This window comes from Rhodococcus sp. MSC1_016 (assembly GCF_023667485.2).
GTDB classification, from domain to species: domain Bacteria; phylum Actinomycetota; class Actinomycetes; order Mycobacteriales; family Mycobacteriaceae; genus Rhodococcus_F; species Rhodococcus_F oxybenzonivorans.
Window position 1 is genome coordinate 2,199,690 of record NZ_JAMOZI020000001.1, and the last position, 22,204, is coordinate 2,221,893.

General features: G+C 67.7%; 20 protein-coding genes. 6 read left to right on the top strand and 14 right to left on the bottom strand.

The annotated features are described in order from the left end of the window. Positions 1-40: 40 nt before the first annotated feature. On the bottom strand, positions 41-1,351 hold the full coding sequence (locus L1080_RS10270; RefSeq protein WP_250773223.1) for a CitMHS family transporter: 1,311 nt from the start codon (positions 1,349-1,351) through the stop codon (positions 41-43). A gap of 119 nt (positions 1,352-1,470) precedes the next feature. Here L1080_RS10270 and L1080_RS10275 point away from each other — a divergent pair, with 119 nt between their 5' ends. The 3 genes from L1080_RS10275 to L1080_RS10285 all read left to right on the top strand — a co-directional run bounded on the left by L1080_RS10275 (position 1,471) and on the right by L1080_RS10285 (position 4,245). Continuing rightward, positions 1,471-2,364 carry a LysR family transcriptional regulator gene (locus tag L1080_RS10275; RefSeq protein ID WP_308202171.1) on the top strand — a complete coding sequence of 298 codons (894 nt, stop codon included), beginning with the start codon at positions 1,471-1,473 and terminating at the stop codon, positions 2,362-2,364. A 249-nt stretch (positions 2,365-2,613) separates the two neighbouring features. Then, the gene (rox, locus tag L1080_RS10280; RefSeq protein WP_250773218.1) at positions 2,614-4,041 is read left to right on the top strand and encodes a rifampin monooxygenase; all 1,428 of its coding nucleotides are present in this window, start codon (positions 2,614-2,616) and stop codon (positions 4,039-4,041) included. A 66-nt stretch (positions 4,042-4,107) separates the two neighbouring features. Continuing rightward, positions 4,108-4,245, top strand: a complete 138-nt coding sequence (locus L1080_RS10285) for a hypothetical protein (protein WP_201453384.1) — start codon at positions 4,108-4,110, stop codon at positions 4,243-4,245. Positions 4,246-4,276: 31 nt separating this feature from the next. On the opposite strand, the gene L1080_RS10290 is transcribed toward L1080_RS10285, so the two are convergent. Beyond that, complete coding sequence (locus tag L1080_RS10290; RefSeq protein ID WP_250773216.1) at positions 4,277-5,038, bottom strand: MerR family transcriptional regulator; 762 nt, start codon at positions 5,036-5,038, stop codon at positions 4,277-4,279. A 57-nt stretch (positions 5,039-5,095) separates the two neighbouring features. Then, positions 5,096-5,605: a DUF6194 family protein gene (locus L1080_RS10295; RefSeq protein WP_250773206.1), complete on the bottom strand. Its 510-nt coding sequence runs from the start codon at positions 5,603-5,605 to the stop codon at positions 5,096-5,098. A 244-nt stretch (positions 5,606-5,849) separates the two neighbouring features. Between L1080_RS10295 and L1080_RS10300 the strand changes: the two genes are divergently transcribed. Genes L1080_RS10300 through L1080_RS10310 form a run of 3 tightly spaced genes read left to right on the top strand, consistent with a single transcriptional unit; the run spans position 5,850 to position 8,347 of the window. Beyond that, positions 5,850-6,716, top strand: a complete 867-nt coding sequence (locus tag L1080_RS10300) for a metal ABC transporter substrate-binding protein (RefSeq protein ID WP_250773480.1) — start codon at positions 5,850-5,852, stop codon at positions 6,714-6,716. Beyond that, entirely contained in the window at positions 6,713-7,450 is a 738-nt protein-coding gene (locus tag L1080_RS10305; RefSeq protein WP_159922503.1) for a metal ABC transporter ATP-binding protein, read from the top strand. The genes L1080_RS10300 and L1080_RS10305 overlap by 4 nt, the downstream gene beginning before the upstream one ends. 6 nt (positions 7,451-7,456) lie before the next feature. Then, the gene (locus L1080_RS10310; protein WP_250773204.1) at positions 7,457-8,347 is read left to right on the top strand and encodes a metal ABC transporter permease; all 891 of its coding nucleotides are present in this window, start codon (positions 7,457-7,459) and stop codon (positions 8,345-8,347) included. Here the strand turns inward: L1080_RS10310 and L1080_RS10315 are convergent. From L1080_RS10315 to L1080_RS10365, 11 genes are all read right to left on the bottom strand, one after another. Next, on the bottom strand, positions 8,313-8,519 hold the full coding sequence (locus L1080_RS10315; protein WP_109330106.1) for a hypothetical protein: 207 nt from the start codon (positions 8,517-8,519) through the stop codon (positions 8,313-8,315). The two genes, L1080_RS10310 and L1080_RS10315, sit on opposite strands and share 35 nt — an antisense overlap. Before the next feature lie 99 nt (positions 8,520-8,618). After that, positions 8,619-9,656: a nucleoside hydrolase gene (locus L1080_RS10320; protein WP_250773202.1), complete on the bottom strand. Its 1,038-nt coding sequence runs from the start codon at positions 9,654-9,656 to the stop codon at positions 8,619-8,621. 132 nt (positions 9,657-9,788) lie between these two features. After that, positions 9,789-11,087 (bottom strand): CoA transferase, encoded by a 1,299-nt coding sequence (locus tag L1080_RS10325; RefSeq protein WP_250773478.1) that lies wholly within the window; start codon positions 11,085-11,087, stop codon positions 9,789-9,791. A 77-nt stretch (positions 11,088-11,164) separates the two neighbouring features. Next, complete coding sequence (locus tag L1080_RS10330) at positions 11,165-12,073, bottom strand: 3-methyladenine DNA glycosylase (RefSeq protein ID WP_250773200.1); 909 nt, start codon at positions 12,071-12,073, stop codon at positions 11,165-11,167. A 2-nt stretch (positions 12,074-12,075) separates the two neighbouring features. After that, positions 12,076-13,164, bottom strand: coding sequence for a hemolysin family protein (locus tag L1080_RS10335; protein ID WP_109330098.1), 1,089 nt, complete (start codon positions 13,162-13,164; stop codon positions 12,076-12,078). Continuing rightward, complete coding sequence (locus L1080_RS10340; RefSeq protein WP_159922496.1) at positions 13,157-14,518, bottom strand: hemolysin family protein; 1,362 nt, start codon at positions 14,516-14,518, stop codon at positions 13,157-13,159. The genes L1080_RS10335 and L1080_RS10340 overlap by 8 nt, the downstream gene beginning before the upstream one ends. A gap of 284 nt (positions 14,519-14,802) precedes the next feature. Then, a complete protein-coding gene (guaB1, locus tag L1080_RS10345; RefSeq protein WP_159922494.1) occupies positions 14,803-16,239 on the bottom strand; it encodes a GMP reductase in 1,437 nt (478 codons plus the stop codon). Positions 16,240-16,242: 3 nt separating this feature from the next. After that, complete coding sequence (locus tag L1080_RS10350) at positions 16,243-17,121, bottom strand: DMT family transporter (RefSeq protein WP_250767953.1); 879 nt, start codon at positions 17,119-17,121, stop codon at positions 16,243-16,245. Between the two features lie 5 nt (positions 17,122-17,126). Then, positions 17,127-18,518, bottom strand: coding sequence for a DEAD/DEAH box helicase (locus L1080_RS10355; protein WP_159922490.1), 1,392 nt, complete (start codon positions 18,516-18,518; stop codon positions 17,127-17,129). Positions 18,519-18,606: 88 nt separating this feature from the next. Further along, on the bottom strand, positions 18,607-20,055 hold the full coding sequence (gndA, locus tag L1080_RS10360) for an NADP-dependent phosphogluconate dehydrogenase (protein ID WP_159922488.1): 1,449 nt from the start codon (positions 20,053-20,055) through the stop codon (positions 18,607-18,609). A gap of 152 nt (positions 20,056-20,207) precedes the next feature. Further along, positions 20,208-22,088 (bottom strand): DEAD/DEAH box helicase, encoded by a 1,881-nt coding sequence (locus tag L1080_RS10365; protein WP_250767970.1) that lies wholly within the window; start codon positions 22,086-22,088, stop codon positions 20,208-20,210. Between the last annotated feature and the right edge of the window lie 116 nt (positions 22,089-22,204).

The window sequence follows — 22,204 nt, forward strand, 5'->3', positions numbered from 1 at the left end:
TTTTGCTTGTTCGACGTGTGGTGTGTGGCGGCGCGGACGATTACAGCGAGATGGCGCCGGTGAGTAGCGCTACAACGGTCATCACGATCGTGGTCCCGAAGGCCCAGCCGAAGATGAACCGCTGGTGCTTGCCGAGGTCCACCTTGCTCAGTCCGATCAGGATGAACGTCGCGGCGGTCAACGGGCTAAGCGGGAATCCGGTGGTCATCTGGCCGAGGATGGCGGCGCGGCCGATCTCCGCGGGGTCGCCTCCAAATGATGCGGTGGTTTCCGCGAGCACCGGCACGACACCGAAGTAGTAGGCGTCCGGGGTGAAGACCAGGCTGAGCGGCATCGACGTGACGGCGGTGATGACGGGGATCAGGGAACCGGCGGACTGCGGAATCCAGGAGACGAAGGTCTGCGCCATCGCGGTGATCATCCCGGTCCCGTTGAGGATTCCGGTGAGCACGCCTGCCGCGAGGATCATCGCCACCACCATGGTGACGTTGCCGCCGTGCTTGGCGAACAGGGCCTGCTGGTCGTCCCACTTCGGGCGGTTGACGGCGAGCGCGAGTGCGAATGCGATGGCGAATGCCACCTCCAGCGGCACGAGCTGGAACAGCAGGATCACTATCAGCACGAGGGTGAGCACGGTATTGAACGCCATCACCGCCCGTTGGCGCCCGGTACGGACCGGCGCATCGGCGATATGCGGCGTGCCGGGACCACCGCCACCGGGAAACGCCAGTTCGGTGACACCGAGCCGTTTACGTTCCGTGCGGCCGATCATGTAGGCGGCGAACAGGACCCACAGAATCCCGGCGCCCATCGCGGGCAGGACCGGCGTGAAAATGTCGGCGCTGGTCAGGTCGAGTGCGGCCATCGCACGGACGGTCGGGCCGCCCCACGGAATCATGTTCATCAGTCCCGCAGCCAGGCAGACGATGCCGGTAAGGACGACCGGGCGCATGCCGAGTTTCTGGTAGATGGGCAGCAACGCCGAGATGGTGATCAGGAAGGTCGAGGTTCCGTCGCCGTCGAGCGCGACGAGCAGGGTCAGCACCGCGGTTCCGACGGCGATCTTGGTGGGATTGCCACCCGCCCAGCGGACGATCCGGCGGATCGCCGGGTCGAACAGTCCCACGTCGACCATCAGACTGAAATACAGGACCGCGAAGGCGATCATGATGGCGAGGGGCGCGACCTTCAGCAGACCGTCGCCCACCATCTCCCCGAGGTCGGGCGCCCATCCGCCCACGATCGCGAACGCGACGGGAACGAGGATCAGTGCGACCAGCACCGAGACCCGGCGGCTGAACGCCAGCGCCAGGAAACAAGCGATCGTGGCGAACCCGAGCGCGGCAACCATGTGACCTCCTTCGAAATGGAGTCTCAGTGTCGCGCCCCTCACATTTGCGCGTCAAATATCAATACCTGATCTATTGATGAGTGGAAATCATGAATAGGCCCTGAATACCGGCCATACTGATGCGCATGAGCATCAATCTCGGGATTTCTCACCTGAGGAGCATCGTCGCCATCGCCGACTACGCGAGCTTCACCTCGGCGGCCTCCGCACTCGACGTGTCTCAGTCCTCGCTGAGCCGCTCGGTCGCCGAAGCCGAGCGCAGGCTCGACATCACACTGTTCGAACGCACCACGCGCCGTGTCGAGCTGACCACGCACGGGCACGAGATCATCGAACACGCCCGGCGGATGCTCCACGACTTCGACGACGGGCTCACGCAGATCGAACGATTCGTCACCGGTGACCGCGGAATCGTGACGGTGGCATGCCTGCCCTCGCTCGCGGCCACGTTCCTTCCTCCGTACGTGGTGAGCTTCCGCGAGCAGCACCCCGACGTGCGCCTCCAGATCCGGGACGGACTACGTCAGGAGGTTCTCGACGCCGTGTACTCGGGCACGGTCGACCTCGCCCTGGTCACCACCTCGGGAATTCTGCCCGGCCTGCAACAGGACGTTCTGACGAGCGACTCCTTCTATTGCGCCGTCGCGCCGACACATCCGTTCGCCGATCGGCAAGTACTCCGGTGGTCGGATCTCGCCGGACAGCCGTTCATCGCGTTCGGACCCGAGAGCAGCATCGCGGCGCCCGTCCGCCGGGCCGTCGAGGACGCACGCATCGAACTCGGACCTGTCATGCAGGCGCAGAACATCGGCGCGGTAGCGGGATTGGCGGCGGCCGGGCTCGGTGTCACTGCGGTACCCGAACTCGTGCTTCCCATGATCTCGTTCGCCGGTCTCGTCCACATACCGCTCCAGCCGACGGTCGAACGCACCATTTCACTCGTCCAGGTCGCCGGACGACCCCAGACGGCGAGCACCCGCAGTTTCGTGACCATGCTTCTCGCCGACGTATGACCTGACTCGACGTCCGGCATCCGCACCGGCTGTACACATGAGAACGGCAAGGAGTCGTTCACTCCTTGCCACTTCCAACATATAACGCACAGGGGGCCTTGCGGCAAGACCCGGGTAGTGCTGCAGAATCTCCGGTCGAAGCCGCAACCTGCGGAAGCCGCAACCTGCGGAAATTGCGAAGTGCGCTCTCGTGTGCGCGAGCGGAGCGGCCGGCTTCGAAAACCACTGTGGCGAAATGGGGGGAGTGTCATGTTCGACGTCATCATTGCCGGGGGCGGACCGACCGGGTTGATGCTGGCCTGCGAGTTACGGCTGCAGGGCGTACACGCGCTCGTGCTGGAGAAGGACGAGGAGCCGACCAGGCATGTTCGGTCGCTCGGCCTGCACGTGCGCAGCATCGAGGTGATGGATCAGCGCGGTCTGCTGGAACGGTTTCTCGCGCACGGCAAGCAGTATCCGCTCAGCGGCTTTTTCGCCGGCATCACCAAGCCGCAACCCGACCGGCTCGACACCGCACATCCGTATGTCCTGGGCATTCCGCAGCCCGTCACCGAACGCCTGCTGACCGAGCACGCCACGGAACTCGGCACCCCGATCCGCCGCGGCAGCGAACTGGTCAGGTTGAGCCAGGACGACCACGGGGTGACCATCGAGCTGGCCGACGGCACGCAGCTGCGCTCGCGCTACCTCGTCGGCTGCGACGGCGGCCGCAGCACGGTGCGCAAGCTGCTCGGGGTCGGCTTCCCCGGCGAACCTACGAGGGTCGAGTCGCTGCTGGGCGAAATGGAGGTGACCGCTCCGCCCGAGACACTGGACGCCGTGATCAGCGAGGTCCGCAAGACCCACAAGAATTTCGGCGCCGGTCCCACCGGGGACGGGGTGTACCGCGTCGTCGTGCCCGCCGCGGGTGTGGCCGAAGACCGGTCGGTCCCGCCGACCCTCGAGGAATTCAAGCAACAGCTCCGCGTGTTCGCCGGCACCGACTTCGGTGTGCATTCACCGCGGTGGCTGTCCCGCTTCGGTGATGCCACCCGGCTGGCCGACCGCTATCGGGTCGGCCGGGTACTGCTGGCCGGCGACGCGGCGCACGTCCACCCGCCGCTGGGCGGGCAGGGTCTCAACCTCGGCGTCCAGGACGCGTTCAATCTGGGCTGGAAGCTGGCCGCCGAGGTGGGCGGCTGGGCCCCGCAGGGGCTGCTGGACAGCTACCACAGCGAACGGCACCCGGTAGCCGCCGACGTGCTGAACAACACCCGCGTGCAGTCGGAACTGATGTCCACCGAGCCGGGTCCGCGGGCCGTGCGCCGGTTGCTGTCGGAACTGATGGACATCGACGACGTGAACCGGTACCTGACCGAGAAGGTCACTGCGATCGGGGTTCGCTACGACTTCGGGGAGGGGCACCCACTGCTCGGCCGGCGGTTGCGGGACATTCAGCTGACGCGGGGGCGCCTCTACGCGCTCATGCATGGTGGCCGCGGACTCCTGCTCGACCAGACGGGCCGGCTCTCGGTGGCCGACTGGGCCGACCGGGTCGACCACGTCGTCGATGTCAGCGAGGAACTCGACGTGCCCGCCGTGCTGCTGCGGCCGGACGGCCACGTGGCATGGGTAGGTGATGATCAGCAGGAGCTGCTCAGTCAGTTGCCCCAGTGGTTCGGCGCTGCCGCCGGCTGACCGCCGAACTCCTCCGGTGCGTCGACACGCCGGTTCGAGTCGGGTTGTGAGCGCTTTGGCGGGCACATGTCGCGTAGTCGTGCACAATGGCGACGTCCGGACAGTGGATGCGAGCAGGGGGTGTCGACGATGTGGGAGTTGCCGATCGAAGGTGGGATTCCGTGGTTGGTGTGGATCCTCGACCTACTGGTCAACGGTTCCTGAGCAACCGAGAAGTCCTGTGGTCGTCGGGTCGTCAGCCGGCGCGGTCGGCGTTCGCCACTATCGCGTCGTGAACGTATTGCGCGAACCCGGGTGCCATCTCGTTCCAGTGCGCGGCCGCCGCCGGGTCGGCGAGGTAGAGAGCAGCCACGTCCCGGTGCTGTCGGTGGGTGCAGTCGAAGAACCACCGTGCGATGTGGGCACGGTGGTTTTCGGCCGCCTGCATCGCGACTGCGCCGGTGGCCGGCTCACCCGCGGCTATCGCGTCGACGAATTCCTGGATGTTGGCATCGGCGTCTGCCTTGATCGCCACCCAGTCGTCCTTGGTATAGGCGGCGGTTCGCCGCGGTAGGTCCTGGTTCTGATTCGACTCGGCCCACCGCTGCTCGGCCTCGCGTAGTCGTTCACCGAAACTGTCGGTGCTGAAAATGGCGAGCTGCTCTTCCGGGGACAGTGCCACCCCCATGTGGCGAGCGCGCATTTCCTTCTCGATGGCGTCGAGCAATTCGTCCGTGCGTGCCTGACGCTGCCGCAGGAGGCGGTGCTGTCGGCGGAGGTGATCGTCGACGCGGGCGTAGGGCTCGGCCAGCATGTCGGCGATCTCGTCGAGCCCGAACTCCAGCTCTCGATAGAAGAGTATGTGCCGCAAACGCTGCACGTCGTCGGGGGAGTACACGCGGTGGTTGGCCGCACTGCGCCCGTGCGGCTTCAGCAGGCCGATGCTGTCGTAATGATGGAGGGTACGGACGGAAATGCCCGACAGCGCCGCCAGTTGCCCGACTGTGTACCCGTCCATCTCGCGATCATGCACCGTCGCAGCGGGGCGTGCGCGAACTCGGAGGGAAGACGGCGTTCATCGTGCGCTTCGCCGGAAGTGTCGCGCCCTCGCTCGTCCGTGCGCGAGGGCAAGTAACCCCGGCACGGAGTGCGCCGTCGCCACTCCCGGGTTCAGGATCGATACCCACGATTGGGCTGCGTAGTTCGGGTGGGGGAGCAGTCGGTCCAGTGCGCTGTAGTTGATGCCGCTGCTGCGCTGCGCCTGTTCGGCCGGTGAGAAGCCGAGTAGTTCGCGGAAGCGGTCCCGGCCGACCGAGACATTGAGACGAAATACGCCCTGCCGGCTCACGTTCGAGGAGGTGTCCCACCCCTCGACGTCGTTCGTCACGATGGTGGCGAACGGGAAACGCTGCTCCGCCGGCGGGTCGCCATCAGGGTTGTATGAGAGGAAGGTGTCTCCCCAGGAACTCGGCGGAGCGCCGCCCTCTTCACTGGCCGTCACCACCGTGACCCCAGGCAGTTCGAGAGCCACCGCAATGATCTGTTCCTGCGTGATAGCTGATGTTTCCGGGTCGTTCGCGGTCATGCAGGCCACCGTAGAACCTCACGCTACGTCAGGTGCAACACCTCGGGACCGCTCACGGTGCGCGGCTCGGCGCAGTGACGATCGGCGCTCAGCCGCGTACCTACCGCGGCGGGATGACCCACACTTGTAGTTTCGGAAGACCGAACATTATGATTCGACTGTGAAAACAACGGACCTCGGGGTGGGCAGGCGGCGACGGGCAACCACGGTCGCGGCGATACTGACAGCTCTCGCCGCGACGCTGATGCTGTCCGGGTGCGCCGAGGGTGCGGCCGGGCCCGCCGACGGCAAACCGGTGGTGCTGACCACCTTCACTGTTCTCGCCGACATCGCGGAGAACGTCGGCGGGGAGCACCTGACGGTGGAGTCGCTCACCAAAGCGGGCACGGAAATTCACGGTTACGAGCCGACACCGGGCGATATCAGGAAGGCGGCCGAGGCCGACCTGATCCTCGACAACGGGATGAATCTGGAGGCCTGGTTCGCCCAATTCGTCGAGGGACTGGAGGTCGAGCATGTGGTCGTCAGCGACGGGGTCGAGCCGATCGGCATCGGCGAAGATGCCTACGCGGGCAAACCGAATCCGCACGCGTGGATGTCACCCCTGAATGTGCAGATCTACGTCGACAACATGGTCACCGCGTTCAGCGACCTCGATCCCGAACACGCGAGCGACTATCGCACCAACGGTGATGCCTACAAGGCCCGACTGCAGCAGGTGCAGGACGAATTGGTCGCCGAGTTGAGCGCGTTGCCGGTCAATGAACGGGCGCTGGTCACGTGCGAAGGAGCGTTCTCGTATCTTGCGCGGGATGCGGGGTTGACCGAGAAGTACATCTGGCCGGTCAATGCCGAACAGCAGGCCACCCCCCAGCAGATCGCGTCGACGATCGAGTTCGTCAAGCAGAACCGGGTACCCGCGGTGTTCTGTGAGTCGACGGTGTCGGATGCGCCGATGCAACGCGTGGTGGAAGCCACCGACGCCGCTTTCGGCGGAACCCTCTACGTCGATTCGCTGTCGGAGCAGGACGGACCCGTGCCGACCTACCTTGATTTGATCCGGCACGACGCCGAGACCCTCACGTCCGCTTTGAACGGACAACGGCCGTGACTCCCCAGCCGGCCGTCGAGGTGCAGGACGTCACCGTCCACTACGGTGACGTTCTCGCCCTCGACCGGGTCTCCCTCTCCCTGCAGGCAGGACGGGTGTGCGGGCTGGTCGGGATGAACGGCTCCGGCAAATCCACACTGTTCAAAACGATCATGGGAACGGTCAAACCCGATACCGGCACGGTCCGCATCAACGGCCAGGCCCCGGCCACCGCGCGCAAAACCGGTGTCCTGGGGTATGTTCCGCAGAGCGAGGAGGTGGACTGGGCCTTTCCACTGTCCGTGCGAGACGTGGTGATGACCGGCCGCTACGGTCGCATGGGCCTGACCCGGCGGCCCGGGAAGGCTGATCGTTCGGCCGTCGACCACGCCCTCGAACGCGTGGAACTCACCGACTTGGCGGACCGGCAGATCGGGCAATTGTCCGGCGGCCAGAAGAAACGCACTTTCGTGGCCCGGGGAATCGCCCAAGAGGCAACGATCCTGCTGTTGGACGAACCGTTCGCCGGGGTCGACAAACGCTCCGAAGCCACCATCACCACGTTGCTGCGGGAACTCGCCGGTGCAGGTGCGGCCATCCTCGTCTCCACCCATGACCTACACGCGCTGCCGGCGCTGGCGGACGAGGCGATCCTGCTGATGCGCACGGTGCTCGCGCACGGCGACCCGACGCTCGTCCTGCAACCGGCGAACCTGGCGTCGGCCTTCGGCCTCGACGTGATGACAAGGACCTGACACCCCATGAACGTGATCGACTTCTTCGTCGACCCACTGCGTTACGACTTCATGGTCCGCGCACTGATCACCACCCTGATCGCGTCGGTGGTGTGCGCGGTGTTGTCGTGCTGGCTGGTGCTGATCGGGTGGTCGCTGATGGGCGATGCCGTCTCGCACGCCGTCCTGCCCGGCGTCGTCCTCGCCTACATCGTCGGCGCCCCCTTCGCCCTCGGCGCAGTGATCTTCGGATTCCTTGCCGTGGCACTGATTGGGGTGGTCCGCGACACCAGTCGTGTCAAGGAAGACGCCGCGATCGGAATCGTGTTCTCCACCTTGTTCGCCCTCGGCCTGGTCCTGGTTTCGGTAACTCCGAGCCAAACCGACCTCAACCACATCATCTTCGGCAACCTGCTGGGCGTCAGCCGCTCCGATCTCATCCAGATCGCGATCCTCGGGGCCGTCGTCTTCATCGCTCTGATCGTCAAACGCCGCGACTTCACGCTCTACGCCTTCGACCGCACCCACGCCCACGCCATCGGTCTCAATCCCCGGCTGCTGGGGGCCGCGCTCCTGGGATTACTCGCGCTCACCGCTGTGGTGGCCCTGCAAGCGGTGGGTGTGATTCTGGTGGTGGCCATGCTCATCATCCCCGGATCCACGGCCTACCTGCTCACCGACAGCTTTCACCGCATGCTGATCATCGCACCCGCGATCTCGGCGGTCTGCGCCGTCACAGGGCTGTACCTGAGCTATCACCTCGACACTGCCAGCGGCGGCATGGTCGTGCTGTCCCAGGGTGCAGCGTTCGCCCTGGCGTACCTTTTCGCGCCTCGTCAGGGCGTCATCGGTCGCAGAATCACCGCGTCGCGGCGGCGGTCGCTCAGGGAAGATGCATCAGCTGCCCGGCAAGAGTGAACAGTCGACGGCCGAGCTTCAGAACGGGGATTCCGAGCGGCAACAGAATGACCGTCACACAGAGCACCCCACCGACGAGCCACACTACGGCCGCGAGGATTCCCAGTACTGTGCCGAGCAGGGCCGTGAGAATCCCCGTCACCACGCCGAGCAGGCCATTGAGTAAGCGCATGATGACCTCCTGTTACCAGTCTGCGCGCCCGCGGGCCGGCGCGCACCCCCTTTTCTGGCGGCAGAGATGTCGCGAGTCGGGAAGACGCGGCCGTCGGTGTCAGCCGACCGATTTCGCGTAGCGGCCGACCCGGTCGACGAGGTCGTCGAAGAACGTGGCGGGGTCGGTGCTCACCGCGATGTCGGCGTTGGGTTCCCGGTTCCAGTGGCCGACCCAGTCGGCGACGGTGGTGCCCCTGGTGAGCGTTCCTTGGAGTTCGACGTCGACGGTGGCCGGACGTGTCCGGGCGAGATCCGGGTTCAACGCCACCGCCGCAGCGAACGGGTCGTGCATGTGTGCGATGAAGCCCTGGTTGTGGCTGCGGTGAAAATCCATGTAGAACCGGATGGCGTCCGACAAATGACGGATCACCTGGTTGCTGGTGCGTGACCGAATGTGCGGTGCATCCTCCGGTGAGATCACTTCGGCGGGAACACTTCCCGCCGCTTCGGCGAGACGGCGAACATGGTCCGGTGTCATTTCGATGGTCTCGGTGATGTCGAGCCCGCAGAGGATGGGACGCCGTCCCTCCGGGAGCCCGGAGAACGCGTCGAACACCTCCTTGGCGGCCTCGGGGTCGACGGAGACGTTCCATTCGGTGGTGGGGGTGGTGTTGCCCGGATGGTTGTAGGCGCCGCCCATCACCACCAGTCGGTGCAGCAGTCGGGGAAGTTCGGGTTCCGCGCGGATCGCCAGCGCCAGATTGGTCAGCGGTCCGGTGACGAGTCCGGTGACCTCACCGGGATGCTCGCGGACGAGTTCGACCCACATCGTGGTCGCGTCCCGCTCCGACAGGGACCGGCCGGAGTCGGGGAGGACGGCGTACCCGATGCCCTGCGGCCCGTGCGTGTCCTCGGTGGTCCGCAACGCGCAGTCGAGCGGCACCCGCGCACCGAGGGCCACCTCGATGTCGGGTGCCCGGCACAGCCCGAGCCAGTTCAGATTGTTGGCTGCGACCTGCTCGACGGGCACGTTCCCGGCGGTGCTGGCGATCCCGAGGATCTCCGCTTCCGGGCTGGCCAGCAGATACAGAAGGGCCAGCGAATCGTCGATGCCGGTGTCGACGTCGACGATCAGGCGCTGCGTGGGGCCGCTCATCCGGCGACGCGGACGGTGGGGCGGTGGTTGCCCGTCCAGGTGACAGCCAGGGAGTAGTGATGTGTCTTCACGCGTCCATAGTGCACGGCGAGGACCGTGCGCGTGGACCGTGGTCTGTCTCCACGGGACCGGTCAGGTGGTTGCTGCCCACACCGCTGGATCCTCGCCCCACGGGCGGGCAGGGAAAGGGTAGTCGTCGTACTCGGCCAGTGCCGGGCGGCTGGTAACCGAAGTTCCGTGGGACACTACGCAGTTCGGTCCGGGAACGGCGGCGGCCGGCGGGTCGGCGGACCGGCCGGGTGCACTCAGCAACCACGCACCAGTGCGCGCGAGGGAGACGTCGACGGTCCGGCCGCAGCCGTCGGATCGGTGCGCGGTCAGCGCGTCGACGATGCCGGCGGCGAGCAGGTATCCGCTGGCGTGATCGAGAGCCTGCGCGGGCAGCGCGCCGGGGGCGTGCCCACCCTCGACGAGCGAGATACCCGATGCGGCCTGGACGATGCTGTCGAAGCCCCGCCTACCCGCCCAGGGTCCGGTGCGGCCCCACGCACTCACCCTGCCCCGCACCACCCGTGCGGGTGCGCGATCGAGGAGGGTGTCGAGGGCGCCCGGACGGTAGCCGGTGACAACCACATCTGCGTCGGCCAGAAGCTCCTCCCACCGCCTGCGACCCGCCACCGACGTCACATCGAGCAGCGTCGACCGTTTACCCTGCCCGGTGTCGAGATGCTGTACGGCGATTTCGGGGAGAAACGGCGGGTCGATGCGCAGGACTTCGGCGCCCAGGAGCGCCAGCGTGCGAGTGGCGACGGGGCCGGCGATTACCCGGGTCAGATCGAGAACCGTGATCCCGCTCAAGGGTGTCGTCGCGGAGGCCTGCCCGGACCGCCGCGACCCCGGCGAATGACCGGGATGAACGACGGTGGGGACCAGGTCTCCCGCTGCCGCGGCCGCGCCCTGCGGGGTGGCCGCCCACTCTTCCTGCGTGCGGACGGCCGACGCCACGGCCTGCGCGGCGAACGCCCGTTCCTCGACCTCGGCCGGGGTGAATTCGCGGAGCCGGCCGGCCACCGCCTCCCGGCCGGCATCCTCGGCGAGGTCGATCGCCCCGAGAAGCCGGCGGCGGTGGTGCGGATAGTTGGCGTGGGTACGCACCCAACCGTCGGAGACAGCAAAGAAGCCGGACAGCTCAGCGAACCCGGACACCGGTGCCCCCGCCACCCGCAACAGCCGGTCGCTGGAGAATGCTGCTGCGATCCGCTCGGGGTCGAGCCGCCACGACCGCGGACCCCACCCGCAGGACACCCGGAACCTGTCGACGGCGGTGGCGACCGCCGCGAGCGACCCCGCCGCCAAATCGAAGACGGGAAGCCGAGCGGCGAGGAAGGCGCCCGAGTCGGGGCACTCGATGCGGTGGGAGGCGGGCTGCACGCCGACATTGCGCTCGTACTCGGCCAGCAGTCGTCGAAACCCCGTCACCGAACCCCCTCAGCCTCGAACGGCGAACTCTACGACAGCAGTTGACGGCACCGCTCGAGCAGGCCGGCGCGCAGCGGGGCGGCCCGTTGCGCGAGGTGCTGCTGCCGTCGCACGTATTCTGCACGCCCGGAGGGAGTCTCGATGGGCACAGGGGCGTATCCGTACTCGGACAAGTCGTACGGGCTGGCCTGCATGTCGAGTTCGCGTGCGGCGAGTGCATGCTCGAAACAGTCCATCACCAGGTCCGAGTCGACGAGCGGCCCAAGTTTGTACGCCCACTTGTACAGATCCATGCCCGCGTGCAGGCAGCCGGGTTGTTCGCGGCGGATCTGGCCGTCCCGGTCGAGTGCGGACTCGTTGCGGGGCGCCGCCGCAGGGGTGAAGAACCGGAACGCGTCGTAGTGAGTGCAGCGCAAAGGCATCGATTCGACCACCGCGTCGGTGCCGTCGAACCCGAGGCGCAGCGGCACCCTCTGGTGGCGGATCGCCTCGGCGCCGCCCCGGTACACCATCGCCCATTCGTGCAGGCCGAAGCAGTTCAGGCGTGGAGTCCGGGCTTGCGTGGCCTCGAGAAGACCGGCCACGAATTCGACGGTGCTTCGGCGATGCTCGAGCACCGCGGGGTCGACGGTGACAACAGAATCTCCGTCGACGGTTTGCGACCGGTAGCCGGTGTAGCGGAGGTAGTCGTCGGACCCGGGACCGGTGAGCGCCGTCCCGTAACCCGGGTGCCATCGACGCAGCTGGTTGGGGCGCAAGCTGTAGTAAGTGAAGAGGAAGTCGTGCACCGGATGGCTGATTCCGGCCGCCTTGCGTTCCTGATACGGCTCGACGATTCGTGCCACCCGATCGCGGTGGCGGGTCCGTCGAGCCGTCCAGTCACCGGACGCCAGCACCGCGAGCGGGCCTCCGGTGACCGTGTTGTCGGGGGGCCGCACGGTCAACTCGTCCGCTGCCCCGGGTTCATCCCGTTCACCCGGTGGGTGCCGTCACGCACGGTGCCCACGTACTCCTCGACGAGGTCTTCGAGTGCGACGATCCCGACGATCCGGCCCGACGGGTCCGCGGCCGCACCGAGGTGGGAACTGGCCCGGCGCAGACCCGCGAGTGCCTCGGCGAGCGGTGTGGTGGTCGCCATGCGCGGCAGCGGACGAATATCGGAGCGGGGGATCACGGTGTCCGGGCCGGCGTCCTCGTCGAGGATGTCGTCGAGGACGTCCTTGAGGTGCAAATACCCGAACAGGGAACCGTCGTCGGCGCGGACCGGGTAGCGGGAGTACCCGGTTTCGATCACCGCTTCCTCGATGGCGCCGAGGCGGGTGCCGCCCGCCGACAGCGGCACTGTGCGGACCTTGTCGAGAGGAATCATCACCTCGCTGACCGTGCGGTCGGTCGTTTCGAGCGCCTGGGTGAGCCGGCGGTGCTCCTCCGCGTCGATCAGTCCCTCCGAGCGGGACTCGCCGATCATTTCCGACAACTCCACGGCCGAGACGGTGACGTCGAGTTCGTCCTTGGGTTCGACGCGCATCAACCTCAGCGTGGCGTTGGCGCACAGGTTGTAGAAGGAAATCAGCGGCCGGGCCAAAGTGATGAACATCAAATGCACGGGCACCAGCAGCATCGCGGACCGTTCAGGTCCCGCGAGAGCGATGTTCTTCGGCACCATCTCCCCGAGCAGGATGTGCAGCACCACGACGAGTGCGAGGGCGACGGTGAACGCCACCGGATGCAGCAATCCGTCGGGCAGGCCGACGGCATGGAGCGGCACTTCGAGCAGGTGCGCGATCGCCGGTTCGGCGACCTTGCCGAGCAGGATGGAGCAGATCGTGATACCGAGCTGGGCGGCCGCCAGCATCAGCGACAGGTTCTCGCCGGCCAGGATCACCGTCCGGGCACGTTTCTTTCCTTGCGCTTCGAGCGCCTCGAGGCGGTCACGGCGGGCGGAAATGAGGGCGAATTCGGCGCCGACGAAAAACGCGTTGCCGGCGAGCAGCACGAAGGTGAGCAGCATCCCGAAAAGATCACTCATCGTCGGCCTCCTCCTCGTCCGTCTCCACGGGAACCGGTGTGAGCAGCACCCGGTCGATACGCCGTCCGTCCATGTGGGTCACCGTCGCGATCCACCGGCCATCGGGGTACAGCGCCGTGTCGGGTACGGGCAGTTCCACCTTGTCGCCGTCTACCGGAATCCGGCCCAGATGGGTGAGGACCAGGCCGCCGAGGGTTTCGTACTCGCCCTCCGGTGCCGTGTAGCCGGTGGTCTCGGACACCTCGTCGATACGCAGCAGACCGGAGCACGACCAGCCGTCACCGATGCGCTGGACGTCGATCTCCGGTTCGTCGTGCTCGTCGCGGACGTCACCGACGATTTCCTCGATCAGGTCCTCCATGGTGACCATGCCCGCGGTGCCGCCGTACTCGTCGACCACCAGCGCCACCTGCATTCCGTCGGAACGAATCCGCTCCATGAGGGCGTCACCGTCGAGGCTCGACGGCACCACCGGGACCTTCTGCGCGAGGGTGTTGAGGCGGGTGGTGCGGCGACGACCGGCAGGCACCGCGAACGCATGCTTGATGTGCACGATCCCGACGGAGTCGTCGAGGTCGCCGTCGACGACGGGGAATCGGGAGAACCCGGTGCGGGCGGCGGTGTCGATCAGATCGGCCACAGTGTCGGTGGTGGCCAGCGACTCGATTTTCACCCGCGGTGTCATCAATTCCTCGGCGGTGCGTTCACCGAATCGCAGGGAGCGGTTGACCAGCAACGCTGTTCCCTTGTCGATGGCGCCGCGCTGGGCGGAGGTGCGGACCAGAGAACCGAGTTCCTGCGGTGACCGCGCCGACCGCAATTCCTCTGCAGGCTCGATGCCGAGGCGCCGGACCAGCCAGTTGGCCGTTCCGTTGAGCCCGTTGATCGCCCACTTGAAGATCAGGGAAAACGCCGCTTGCATGCCTGCCGTCGCACGTGCCGTGGGCAGGGGATGGGCGATGGCCAGGTTCTTGGGGACCAGTTCCCCGAACACCATGGAGAACGAGGTGGCGAGGACCAGGGCGATCACCAACGACGTTGCCGCGGCGGCGGATTCGCTGAACCCGACCGCGGACAGCACCGGGGTGATGAACCGGGCCAGGACCGGTTCCGACAGGTAGCCGGTGACGAGTGTGGTGATCGTGATGCCGAGCTGCGCGCCCGACAACTGGAACGACAGCGTGCGGTGGGCGTGCTGGACCTGCTTCGAACGCCGGTCACCGTCGCGGGCCTGCGAATCGACGGTGCTGCGTTCGAGTGCGGTGAGGGAGAATTCCGCTGCGACGAACAGTGCGGTGCCTGCGGTCAAGGCGAGGAAGCCGAGCAGCGCGAGAATGCTGAGTGCGATGTCCATCTGTCATCGCCACCAGGGAAGCGAGGGGAGGCCGCCGGGTTTGTCGCCCGGCTCGCTAGAGGAGCCCTCCGAACCGGCGGAATCAGAATCTGATTCTGCTGAGGCAATGACAGGTGGAGCGCTTGCTGCGTGTGTGGGTGCCGCGGGCACCGGAGTCCTTCCGTTCGGCCTCGGCGTCCGGAGAAGTCCGGCACCGAGAACTGGTGTGGTTCAGCGACCCATGATACCGGTGGATGTCCGGTTCCGTGGAACAGGACATCCACCGGCACCTCACGTCGCTGCGGTCACCAACCGGCCGGAAGGGGGCGGCCCTCGGCGAATCCGGCCGCCGACTGCACCCCGAGCACCGCCTGGGCGTGCAGTTCCTCGAGGGTGCGGGCGCCGGCGTAGGTGCAGGTGCTGCGCACCCCGGAGCAGATGTGGTCGATCAGGTCCTCGACTCCGGGGCGTTCCGGGTCCAACCGCATCCGGGAACTGGAGATACCCTCCTCGAACAGTCCTTTCCGGGCGCGGTCGAAGGCGGTGTCGGTGGCGGTGCGCGCGGCGACAGCACGCTTGGATGCCATCCCGAAGCTTTCCTTGTACGCGTTGCCGGCCTGGTCGACGTGCAGGTCGCCGGGGGACTCGTAGGTGCCGGCGAACCAGGACCCGATCATGACGTTCGACGCGCCCGCGGCGAGCGCAAGCGCCACGTCACGGGGGTGACGGACGCCTCCGTCCGCCCAGACGTGTGCACCCAGCGCCCGGGCCTGGGCGGCGCATTCCGCGACGGCCGAGAACTGGGGGCGGCCCACCCCGGTCATCATCCGGGTGGTGCACATGGCGCCCGGTCCGACACCGACCTTGACGATGTCCGCGCCCGCGTCGATCAGATCACGGGTTCCGGCCGCGGAGACGACGTTGCCCGCCACGAGCGGCACACCGAGGTCGGCCTTCTTCAGGGCGCCGAGCGCGTCGATCATTTTCTGCTGGTGACCGTGCGCCGTGTCGACGACGAGGAGGTCGGCGCCGGCGTCGACGAGCGCGCGGGCCTTCGCGGCGACGTCTCCGTTGACGCCGACGGCGGCGGCGATGCGCAGCTGCCCGGCCTCGTCGACCGCGGGCTGGTAGATGCCGGCCCGGATCGTGCCGGTGCGGGTGAGGACCCCGGCCAGGGTGCCGTCGGGGTTGACGATCACGGCGAGCGAATCGTGCCGGCCCTCGAGCAGTTCGAACACCTCGCGCGGGGTGGCGGTGACCGGGGCCGTGACGAAGTCGGTGAGCGCCACGGACCGCAGTCGGGCGAATCGGTCGACGTCCGAGCAGGCTGCCTCGGTGACCACGCCGACGGGCCGGTTGGTGTCGACGACGACGACCGCGCCGTGGGCCCGTTTGGGAAGCAGCGCGAGGGCGTCGGACACGGCGGCATCCGGACCGAGGGTGACGGGGGTGTCCGCCACCAGATGCCGGCTCTTCACGAACGACACGGTTTCCGCGACCGCCGGGATCGGAAGGTCCTGCGGAAGTACGACGAGACCGCCCCGGCGCGCCACCGTTTCGGCCATGCGGCGGCCGGAGACGGCGGTCATGTTGGCCACGACGATCGGAATGGTGGTCCCGGTGCCGTCCGAGGTGGACAGGTCGACGTCGAACCGGGAGGTGACCTCGGTGCGGCTGGGCACCAGGAACACGTCGTCGTACGTCAGGTCATAGGGAGGGCGTTGCCCGTCGAGAAACTGCACGTCTCACGACGATACCGGGGAAGTTGCGGCGGTGCCTGCCGTGCGCTGCGCCTGCGACCGGGACAGCCCGATGGTGGCGATCAGCATCACCGCGACCGCGCACCCGACCACGATCAGTCCGGGCCCGTCGACGTGCAGGCGTTCGTCGAGGACCGTCATGCCGAGGAAGACGGCCGCGAGGGGTTCGGCGATGGTCAGCGCCGGCAGGGACGCCGACAGCGGGCCCACCTGGAACGCGCGTTGCTGCAGGTACACCCCTACGAGTCCGGCGGCGACCAGTGACCACGTCTGCCAGCTGCTCAGGACCGTCCACAGTCCGCGGGGAACGAGTTCCACCACATACTTGGTGAACGCGACCGCGACACCGTAGAGGATGCCGCTGGCGGCGCCGAGGAGGAGGGCCCGCCACCCCGGGTCGATCTTCGTCATCCCGGCGACCGCGGCGACGGCCACCACCGACACGACGATCGCCAGGGGAATGACCCATTCCCGGAACGGGGCGTCGATGTTTCCCTCGGTGGGATTACCGACGACGAGAAACAGTGCGAGAGCGGCGGCCAGGGCGACGGCCAGAACCCAGGTGGTCCGGTTGAGCCGGTAGCCCGAGAATTTCGCCGACAGGGGGAGCGCGAACAGCAGGGCGGTGACGAGGAGAGGTTGCACGACGAGCACCGACCCGAGCGCCAAGGCGACGGCCTGCATGATGTAGCCGCCACCGTCACCGGCGACACCGGCCCACCACCGGGGGCTGCGCACCAGCGACGTCATCAGGCCCGCATCCTCGGGGACCGCGGACGCGGCGCTCTGCTGCGCGACCGAGGCACACGCGAAGAGCAGGGCCGCGACCAATGCGCACAGGACCGACGCGAGCGGCAGGGACATGCCTCTCAGTGTGCTCCGCGACTGCGGTGTCCGTGCGGAGTTGAGCCATGTCCGGGATTGCGCCCACGCCGACTTCCGGCTCGGGCCGGCACCTCACCGACGCGGCCGCGCCGGGACGGGCGATCGCCGGTATCGGCGGCCCGGCGACCCTTCTTCGGGGTGTCCTGGGCGGGTGCCCGAGTGTCCGGTGCGGGCACCGGTTTACCGCTGGGGCGGCGGGCGCCGGTGAGTTCGGTCAACAGCCGGTCGCCGGGGCGCACCTGCACCCCCGCCACGTCGATCCCCGCCGTGCGCGTCATCTGCTCGACGGCGGCGCGTTCGTCCTCCGTCACGAGGGTGACCACCACCCCGGCCTCACCGGCCCGCGCGGTCCGCCCGGCGCGGTGCAGGTAGGCCTTCGGTTCGGCGGGCGGGTCGACGTGGACCACCAGGGAGATGTCGTCGACGTGGATGCCGCGGGCCGCGACATCCGTGGCCACCAGCACCGGGGTCGTTCCGTCCGCGAACGATGCGAGGGTGTGGGTGCGGTGGTTCTGGGTCTTGCCGCCGTGCAAGGCGCCCGCCGAGATGCCGGCGGCATGCAATTCCTTCGCCACCCGGTCCACCCCGTGCTTGGTGCGCACGAACATCAGAGTGCGCCCCGACCGCGCACCGATATGTGCGACCACCGAATATTTGTCGTCCCGGTCGACGTAGAGAAGGTGATGGACCATCGTCGTCACCGCGGCCGAGGCGGGCGCCGTCGAATGGGTGACCGGGTCGCGCAGATAGCGCCGGACGAGGCTGTCCACCTCACCGTCGAGGGTGGCGGAGAACAGAAGTCGCTGCCCTCCCGGAGGTGTTTCGTCCAGGATCCGCACGACCTGGGGGAGGAAACCCATCTCGGCCATGTGGTCGGCCTCGTCGACCGTCACCACGGCAACGTCGTCGAGGGAGACCGAACCCTGACCGAGATGGTCGGCGAGGCGCCCGGGTGTCGCGACCAGAAGATCGACTCCCCGCGACAACACCTCCACCTGGCGCTTGATCGGGATGCCGCCGACCACCGTTGCCACCCGCAGTCCCATCGACAGTGCCGGTTCGTCGAGCGCCCGTTCGATCTGCAATGCCAGTTCCCGGGTGGGAACGAGGACGATCCCGCGGGGAAATCCGCGGCGACTGGCCGCACCCGCGAGGCGCACCAGCATGGGCAACCCGAACGCGAGCGTTTTGCCGGACCCGGTGGGGGCGCGGCCCAGCACATCCTTGCCGGCGAGGGCGTCGGGAATGGTGGCAGCCTGGATGGGGAACGGCGCGCGAATGCCGCTGCGGTCGAGGGCATGGGTCATGACCGCGGGCACACCGAGCCCGAGGAACGTCTCACCCACCGGTGCAGAGGTGTTCTCGTGTTCGGGCATGCCCAGAAGGCTACCGCCTGCGAGAAGACCCGCCCGACGCCTCGACCGGGACGTCAGCGCACTGCGTCACGGCCGAGGCGGAGGAATGTCAGGCCTGCACTTCGCTGCGGTCACCGCTCCACAGCGTGTGGAACTTACCTTCGGCGTCGGTCCGCTCGTAGGTGTGGGCACCGAAGAAGTCACGCTGCCCCTGCGTCAGCGCCGCGGGCAACCGCTCCGCGCGCAGGGCGTCGTAATAGGACAGCGACGAGGCGAACGCCGGGACCGGGATACCGAGCAGGGTCGCGGTGGACACCACCCGACGCCAGCTGTCGATGGCGGTCTCGATGGCGTCCCGGAAATAGGGCGCGAGGATCAGGCTGGGCAGCGCCGGGTTCTCGTCGTACGCGTCCTTGATGCGGTTGAGGAAACGTGCCCGGATGATGCAGCCGCCGCGCCAGATGGTGGCCAGATCGGCGGGGTGCAGGTCCCAGTCGTATTCGGCGCTGCCCGCAGCGATCTGGTCGAAGCCCTGCGCGTAGGCCACCACCTTCGACGCGTACAGCGCCTGGCGGATGTCCTCGGTGAACTGAGCGGCATCGGCGGGCTTGTCGGCGAGCTGACCGGACGCCAGACCGACGGCGGCCTTGCGCTGCTCCCGGGAGCCGGACAAGGCGCGCGCGAACACGGCCTCGGCGATCCCGGTGACGGGCACACCGAGGTCGAGAGCGGACTTGACGGTCCAGCGGCCGGTGCCCTTCTGCTCGGCGGCGTCGACGATCACGTCGACGAGGGCCTTGCCCGTCTTCGCGTCCTTCTGCTTCAACACCTCGGCGGTGATCTCGACCAGATAGCTTTCGAGATCGCCGGAGTTCCACTCGGTGAACACCTCGGCGATCTTGTCGGCGTCGTACCCGAGTGCGTCACGGAAAAGGTTGTACGCCTCACCGATCAGCTGCATGTCGGCGTACTCGATGCCGTTGTGGACCATCTTCACGAAGTGCCCGGAGCCGTCGGGGCCGATGTGGGTGCAGCACGGGGTCCCGTCGACCTGCGCGGCAATCGATTCGAGCAGCGGTCCCAGAGCCTCGTACGACTCCTTGGGGCCGCCCGGCATGATCGACGGGCCGTTCAGCGCCCCCTCTTCACCGCCGGAGATGCCGGCGCCGACGAAATGCAGGCCGCGCTCGCGCAGCGACGCCTCCCGCCGAATGGTGTCCGTGTACAGGGCGTTGCCACCGTCGATGATGATGTCACCCGGCTCCATCGCCGCAGCGAGCTCCTCGATGACCGCGTCGGTGGGGTCGCCGGCCTTGACCATGATCAGCACGCGGCGCGGCTTCTGCAGCGCCGCCACGAATTCCTCGACCGTTTCGGTGCGGACGAAGTCGCCGTCGCCGCCGTGCTCCGCGATGAGCGCATCGGTCTTGGCGATGCTGCGGTTGTGCAGAGCCACGGTGTGCCCGTGCCGGGCGAGGTTGCGGGCGATGTTCGAGCCCATGACGGCCAGTCCCGTCACGCCGATCTGGGCGCGGGCGCCCTCGTTGGTGATAGTCATGAATACAGCATTCCCTCTCGCTCGGCGGTTGTGAAATCGGCGTATGACGAATGAGCCGTCCCAGACACACATACGAAGGCCGGCCCGCGCATTCGCGCGGGCCGGCCTCGTGTCAACGATATCGATGTTCAGTTGTCTCCTGCACGCACCGCTCAGCTGCGCTGTTCGCGCCGGGGTCCGTCGAAACCGTCGTACGAGCGGCGGTCGGTGCGGCTACGGAAACCACCACCGGTTGCGGCGGGACGCCGGTCCGGTGAGGCCGCGGGACGGCGATCGTCCCGGCGGAATCCACCACCACGGCTGTCGCGGTCCGCGAAGTCGCGGCGGGGTGCGCTGCGGTCGAAGCTCCGCTCACCGGTGCCGCGATGGCTCTCGCCGCGGTCGCCGTAGTCGCGGCGCGGTGCGCCACTGCTGCTGCCGCCGAACTCGCGGCGCGGCGCACTGTCCCCGAAGTCCCTGCGCGGGGCCCGGTCGCCGAACGTGCGGTTGTCCCGGTCACCGCGGTAGCCGCTGCTCCGGTTGTCGCCACCACGGTTGTCGCCGTCGCGCTGGGGGCGGTCGCCCCGGTAACCACCGGAGCGGGTGTCCGACTGGTCCCGGCGGGGTCCGCGGTCGTCGAAGCTGCGGCCACCGGACGGGCGGTCACCGAAGCTGCGGCCGCCGGACGGGCGGTCACCGCGTCCCTCGGAGGAGCTGCGGTTTCCGCGGTAGCCACCGTCTCGGCCGCCGAACCCACTTTCACGGCGGGGTCCGCGGTCGCCGAAGCGGCGGTCGCCACCACGGTCACTGCGGAAGGCGGGATCCTTCACCGGTTGCCCGGTAGGGACCTTCGCGCCGGTGATGGTGGTGAGGACCTCGGATCCGGGCGCGACGGGCACTGCCGTGGCGTCGACCCCGGCCATCCCCGTCAGCTTCCGGAAGGTGCGCTTCTGATTCGGAAGCACGATCGCGACGACCGTGCCCTTCTCACCGGCGCGGGCCGTGCGCCCGGCACGGTGCAGGTAATCCTTGTGATCGGCAGGCGGATCGACGTGGACAACCAGGTCGATACCGTCGACGTGGATACCGCGCGCCGCAACGTCCGTCGCGACGAGCACAGGGGTGCGGCCGTTCTTGAAACGCTCGAGGACGCGGGTCCGCTGGTTCTGCGCCTTGCCGCCGTGCAGCGACTCCGCGGCGATCCCGACCGCACGCAACCGGTCGGTGATGCCCTCGCAGCCGAGCTTCGTGCGGGCGAACATGATGGTGCGGCCTTCGCGCGCACCGATTTCCGCCAGAACATTGTCTTTCTGACCGCGGTCCACCAGGAGGACGTAGTGCGCCATCGTGTCGACGCTGGCGCGCCCGTCCTCGGTGGAGTGCTGCACGTGGTCGGGCAGGAACTGCCGGACCAGCGACTGCACCTCACGGTCGAGGGTGGCCGAGAACAGCAGCCGCTGACCGTCGGCCGGGGTCTCACCGAGGATGGAACGCACCTCGGGCAGGAAGCCCATGTCCGCCATCTGGTCGGCCTCGTCGAGCGCGGTGATCTCGATGGAGTCGAGGACGCAGGTGCCCTGACGCATGTGATCACCGAGGCGCCCGGGGGTGGCGACGAGGATGTCGACGCCACGGCGCAGCTGGTCGACCTGCTTGGTGAACGGGGTGCCGCCGACCGCCGGGCGCACGGTCAGACCGAGCGCACCCGCGTACGAGTTGAGGGAATCCACGACCTGAAAGGCGAGTTCGCGGGTGGGAACGAGAACCAGGGCGCGGGGACGCTTGGGCGCCGGCCGGTCTTCGTGGCGGGCGAGACGGGTGAGCATGGGCAGGCCGAAGGCCAGCGTCTTACCCGATCCGGTCTGTGCACGGCCGAGAACGTTCTTGCCTGCCAGCGCGTCCGGAACGGCCAGGGCCTGAATGGGCGACGGGGTGGCGATGGAATTCCGGAGGAGAGCCTGCACCAGGGATTCGGGAAGGCCGATCTCGGCGAACGTCACCGTCTCGGTGGTGTTCTCCTCGGAAACAGAGCTGACGTCTTCTGCAGACGTCATGGGGACAGCAGTCACTGGGACAGCGGTCATTTGCACAGCGTTGGTCACGCGGGATACCTCTCCGGGCATTAGGGCGCGTCGCGGAGCGGGGCTGTCATGCAGCACGCACAAAGGGA

What these genes read in the sequence shown, in the direction of transcription:
- L1080_RS10270 (WP_250773223.1), bottom strand. Translation starts at nt 1,351, where the DNA reads ATGGTTGCCGCGCTCGGGTTCGCCACGATCGCTTGTTTCCTGGCGCTG.
- L1080_RS10275 (WP_308202171.1), top strand. Translation starts at nt 1,471, where the DNA reads ATGCGCATGAGCATCAATCTCGGGATTTCTCACCTGAGGAGCATCGTC.
- rox (WP_250773218.1), top strand. Translation starts at nt 2,614, where the DNA reads ATGTTCGACGTCATCATTGCCGGGGGCGGACCGACCGGGTTGATGCTG.
- L1080_RS10285 (WP_201453384.1), top strand. Translation starts at nt 4,108, where the DNA reads ATGTCGCGTAGTCGTGCACAATGGCGACGTCCGGACAGTGGATGCGAG.
- L1080_RS10290 (WP_250773216.1), bottom strand. Translation starts at nt 5,038, where the DNA reads ATGGACGGGTACACAGTCGGGCAACTGGCGGCGCTGTCGGGCATTTCC.
- L1080_RS10295 (WP_250773206.1), bottom strand. Translation starts at nt 5,605, where the DNA reads ATGACCGCGAACGACCCGGAAACATCAGCTATCACGCAGGAACAGATC.
- L1080_RS10300 (WP_250773480.1), top strand. Translation starts at nt 5,850, where the DNA reads ATGCTGTCCGGGTGCGCCGAGGGTGCGGCCGGGCCCGCCGACGGCAAA.
- L1080_RS10310 (WP_250773204.1), top strand. Translation starts at nt 7,457, where the DNA reads ATGAACGTGATCGACTTCTTCGTCGACCCACTGCGTTACGACTTCATG.
- L1080_RS10315 (WP_109330106.1), bottom strand. Translation starts at nt 8,519, where the DNA reads ATGCGCTTACTCAATGGCCTGCTCGGCGTGGTGACGGGGATTCTCACG.
- L1080_RS10320 (WP_250773202.1), bottom strand. Translation starts at nt 9,656, where the DNA reads ATGAGCGGCCCCACGCAGCGCCTGATCGTCGACGTCGACACCGGCATC.
- L1080_RS10335 (WP_109330098.1), bottom strand. Translation starts at nt 13,164, where the DNA reads ATGAGTGATCTTTTCGGGATGCTGCTCACCTTCGTGCTGCTCGCCGGC.
- L1080_RS10340 (WP_159922496.1), bottom strand. Translation starts at nt 14,518, where the DNA reads ATGGACATCGCACTCAGCATTCTCGCGCTGCTCGGCTTCCTCGCCTTG.
- L1080_RS10350 (WP_250767953.1), bottom strand. Translation starts at nt 17,121, where the DNA reads ATGTCCCTGCCGCTCGCGTCGGTCCTGTGCGCATTGGTCGCGGCCCTG.
- L1080_RS10355 (WP_159922490.1), bottom strand. Translation starts at nt 18,518, where the DNA reads ATGCCCGAACACGAGAACACCTCTGCACCGGTGGGTGAGACGTTCCTC.
- gndA (WP_159922488.1), bottom strand. Translation starts at nt 20,055, where the DNA reads ATGACTATCACCAACGAGGGCGCCCGCGCCCAGATCGGCGTGACGGGA.
- L1080_RS10365 (WP_250767970.1), bottom strand. Translation starts at nt 22,088, where the DNA reads ATGACGTCTGCAGAAGACGTCAGCTCTGTTTCCGAGGAGAACACCACC.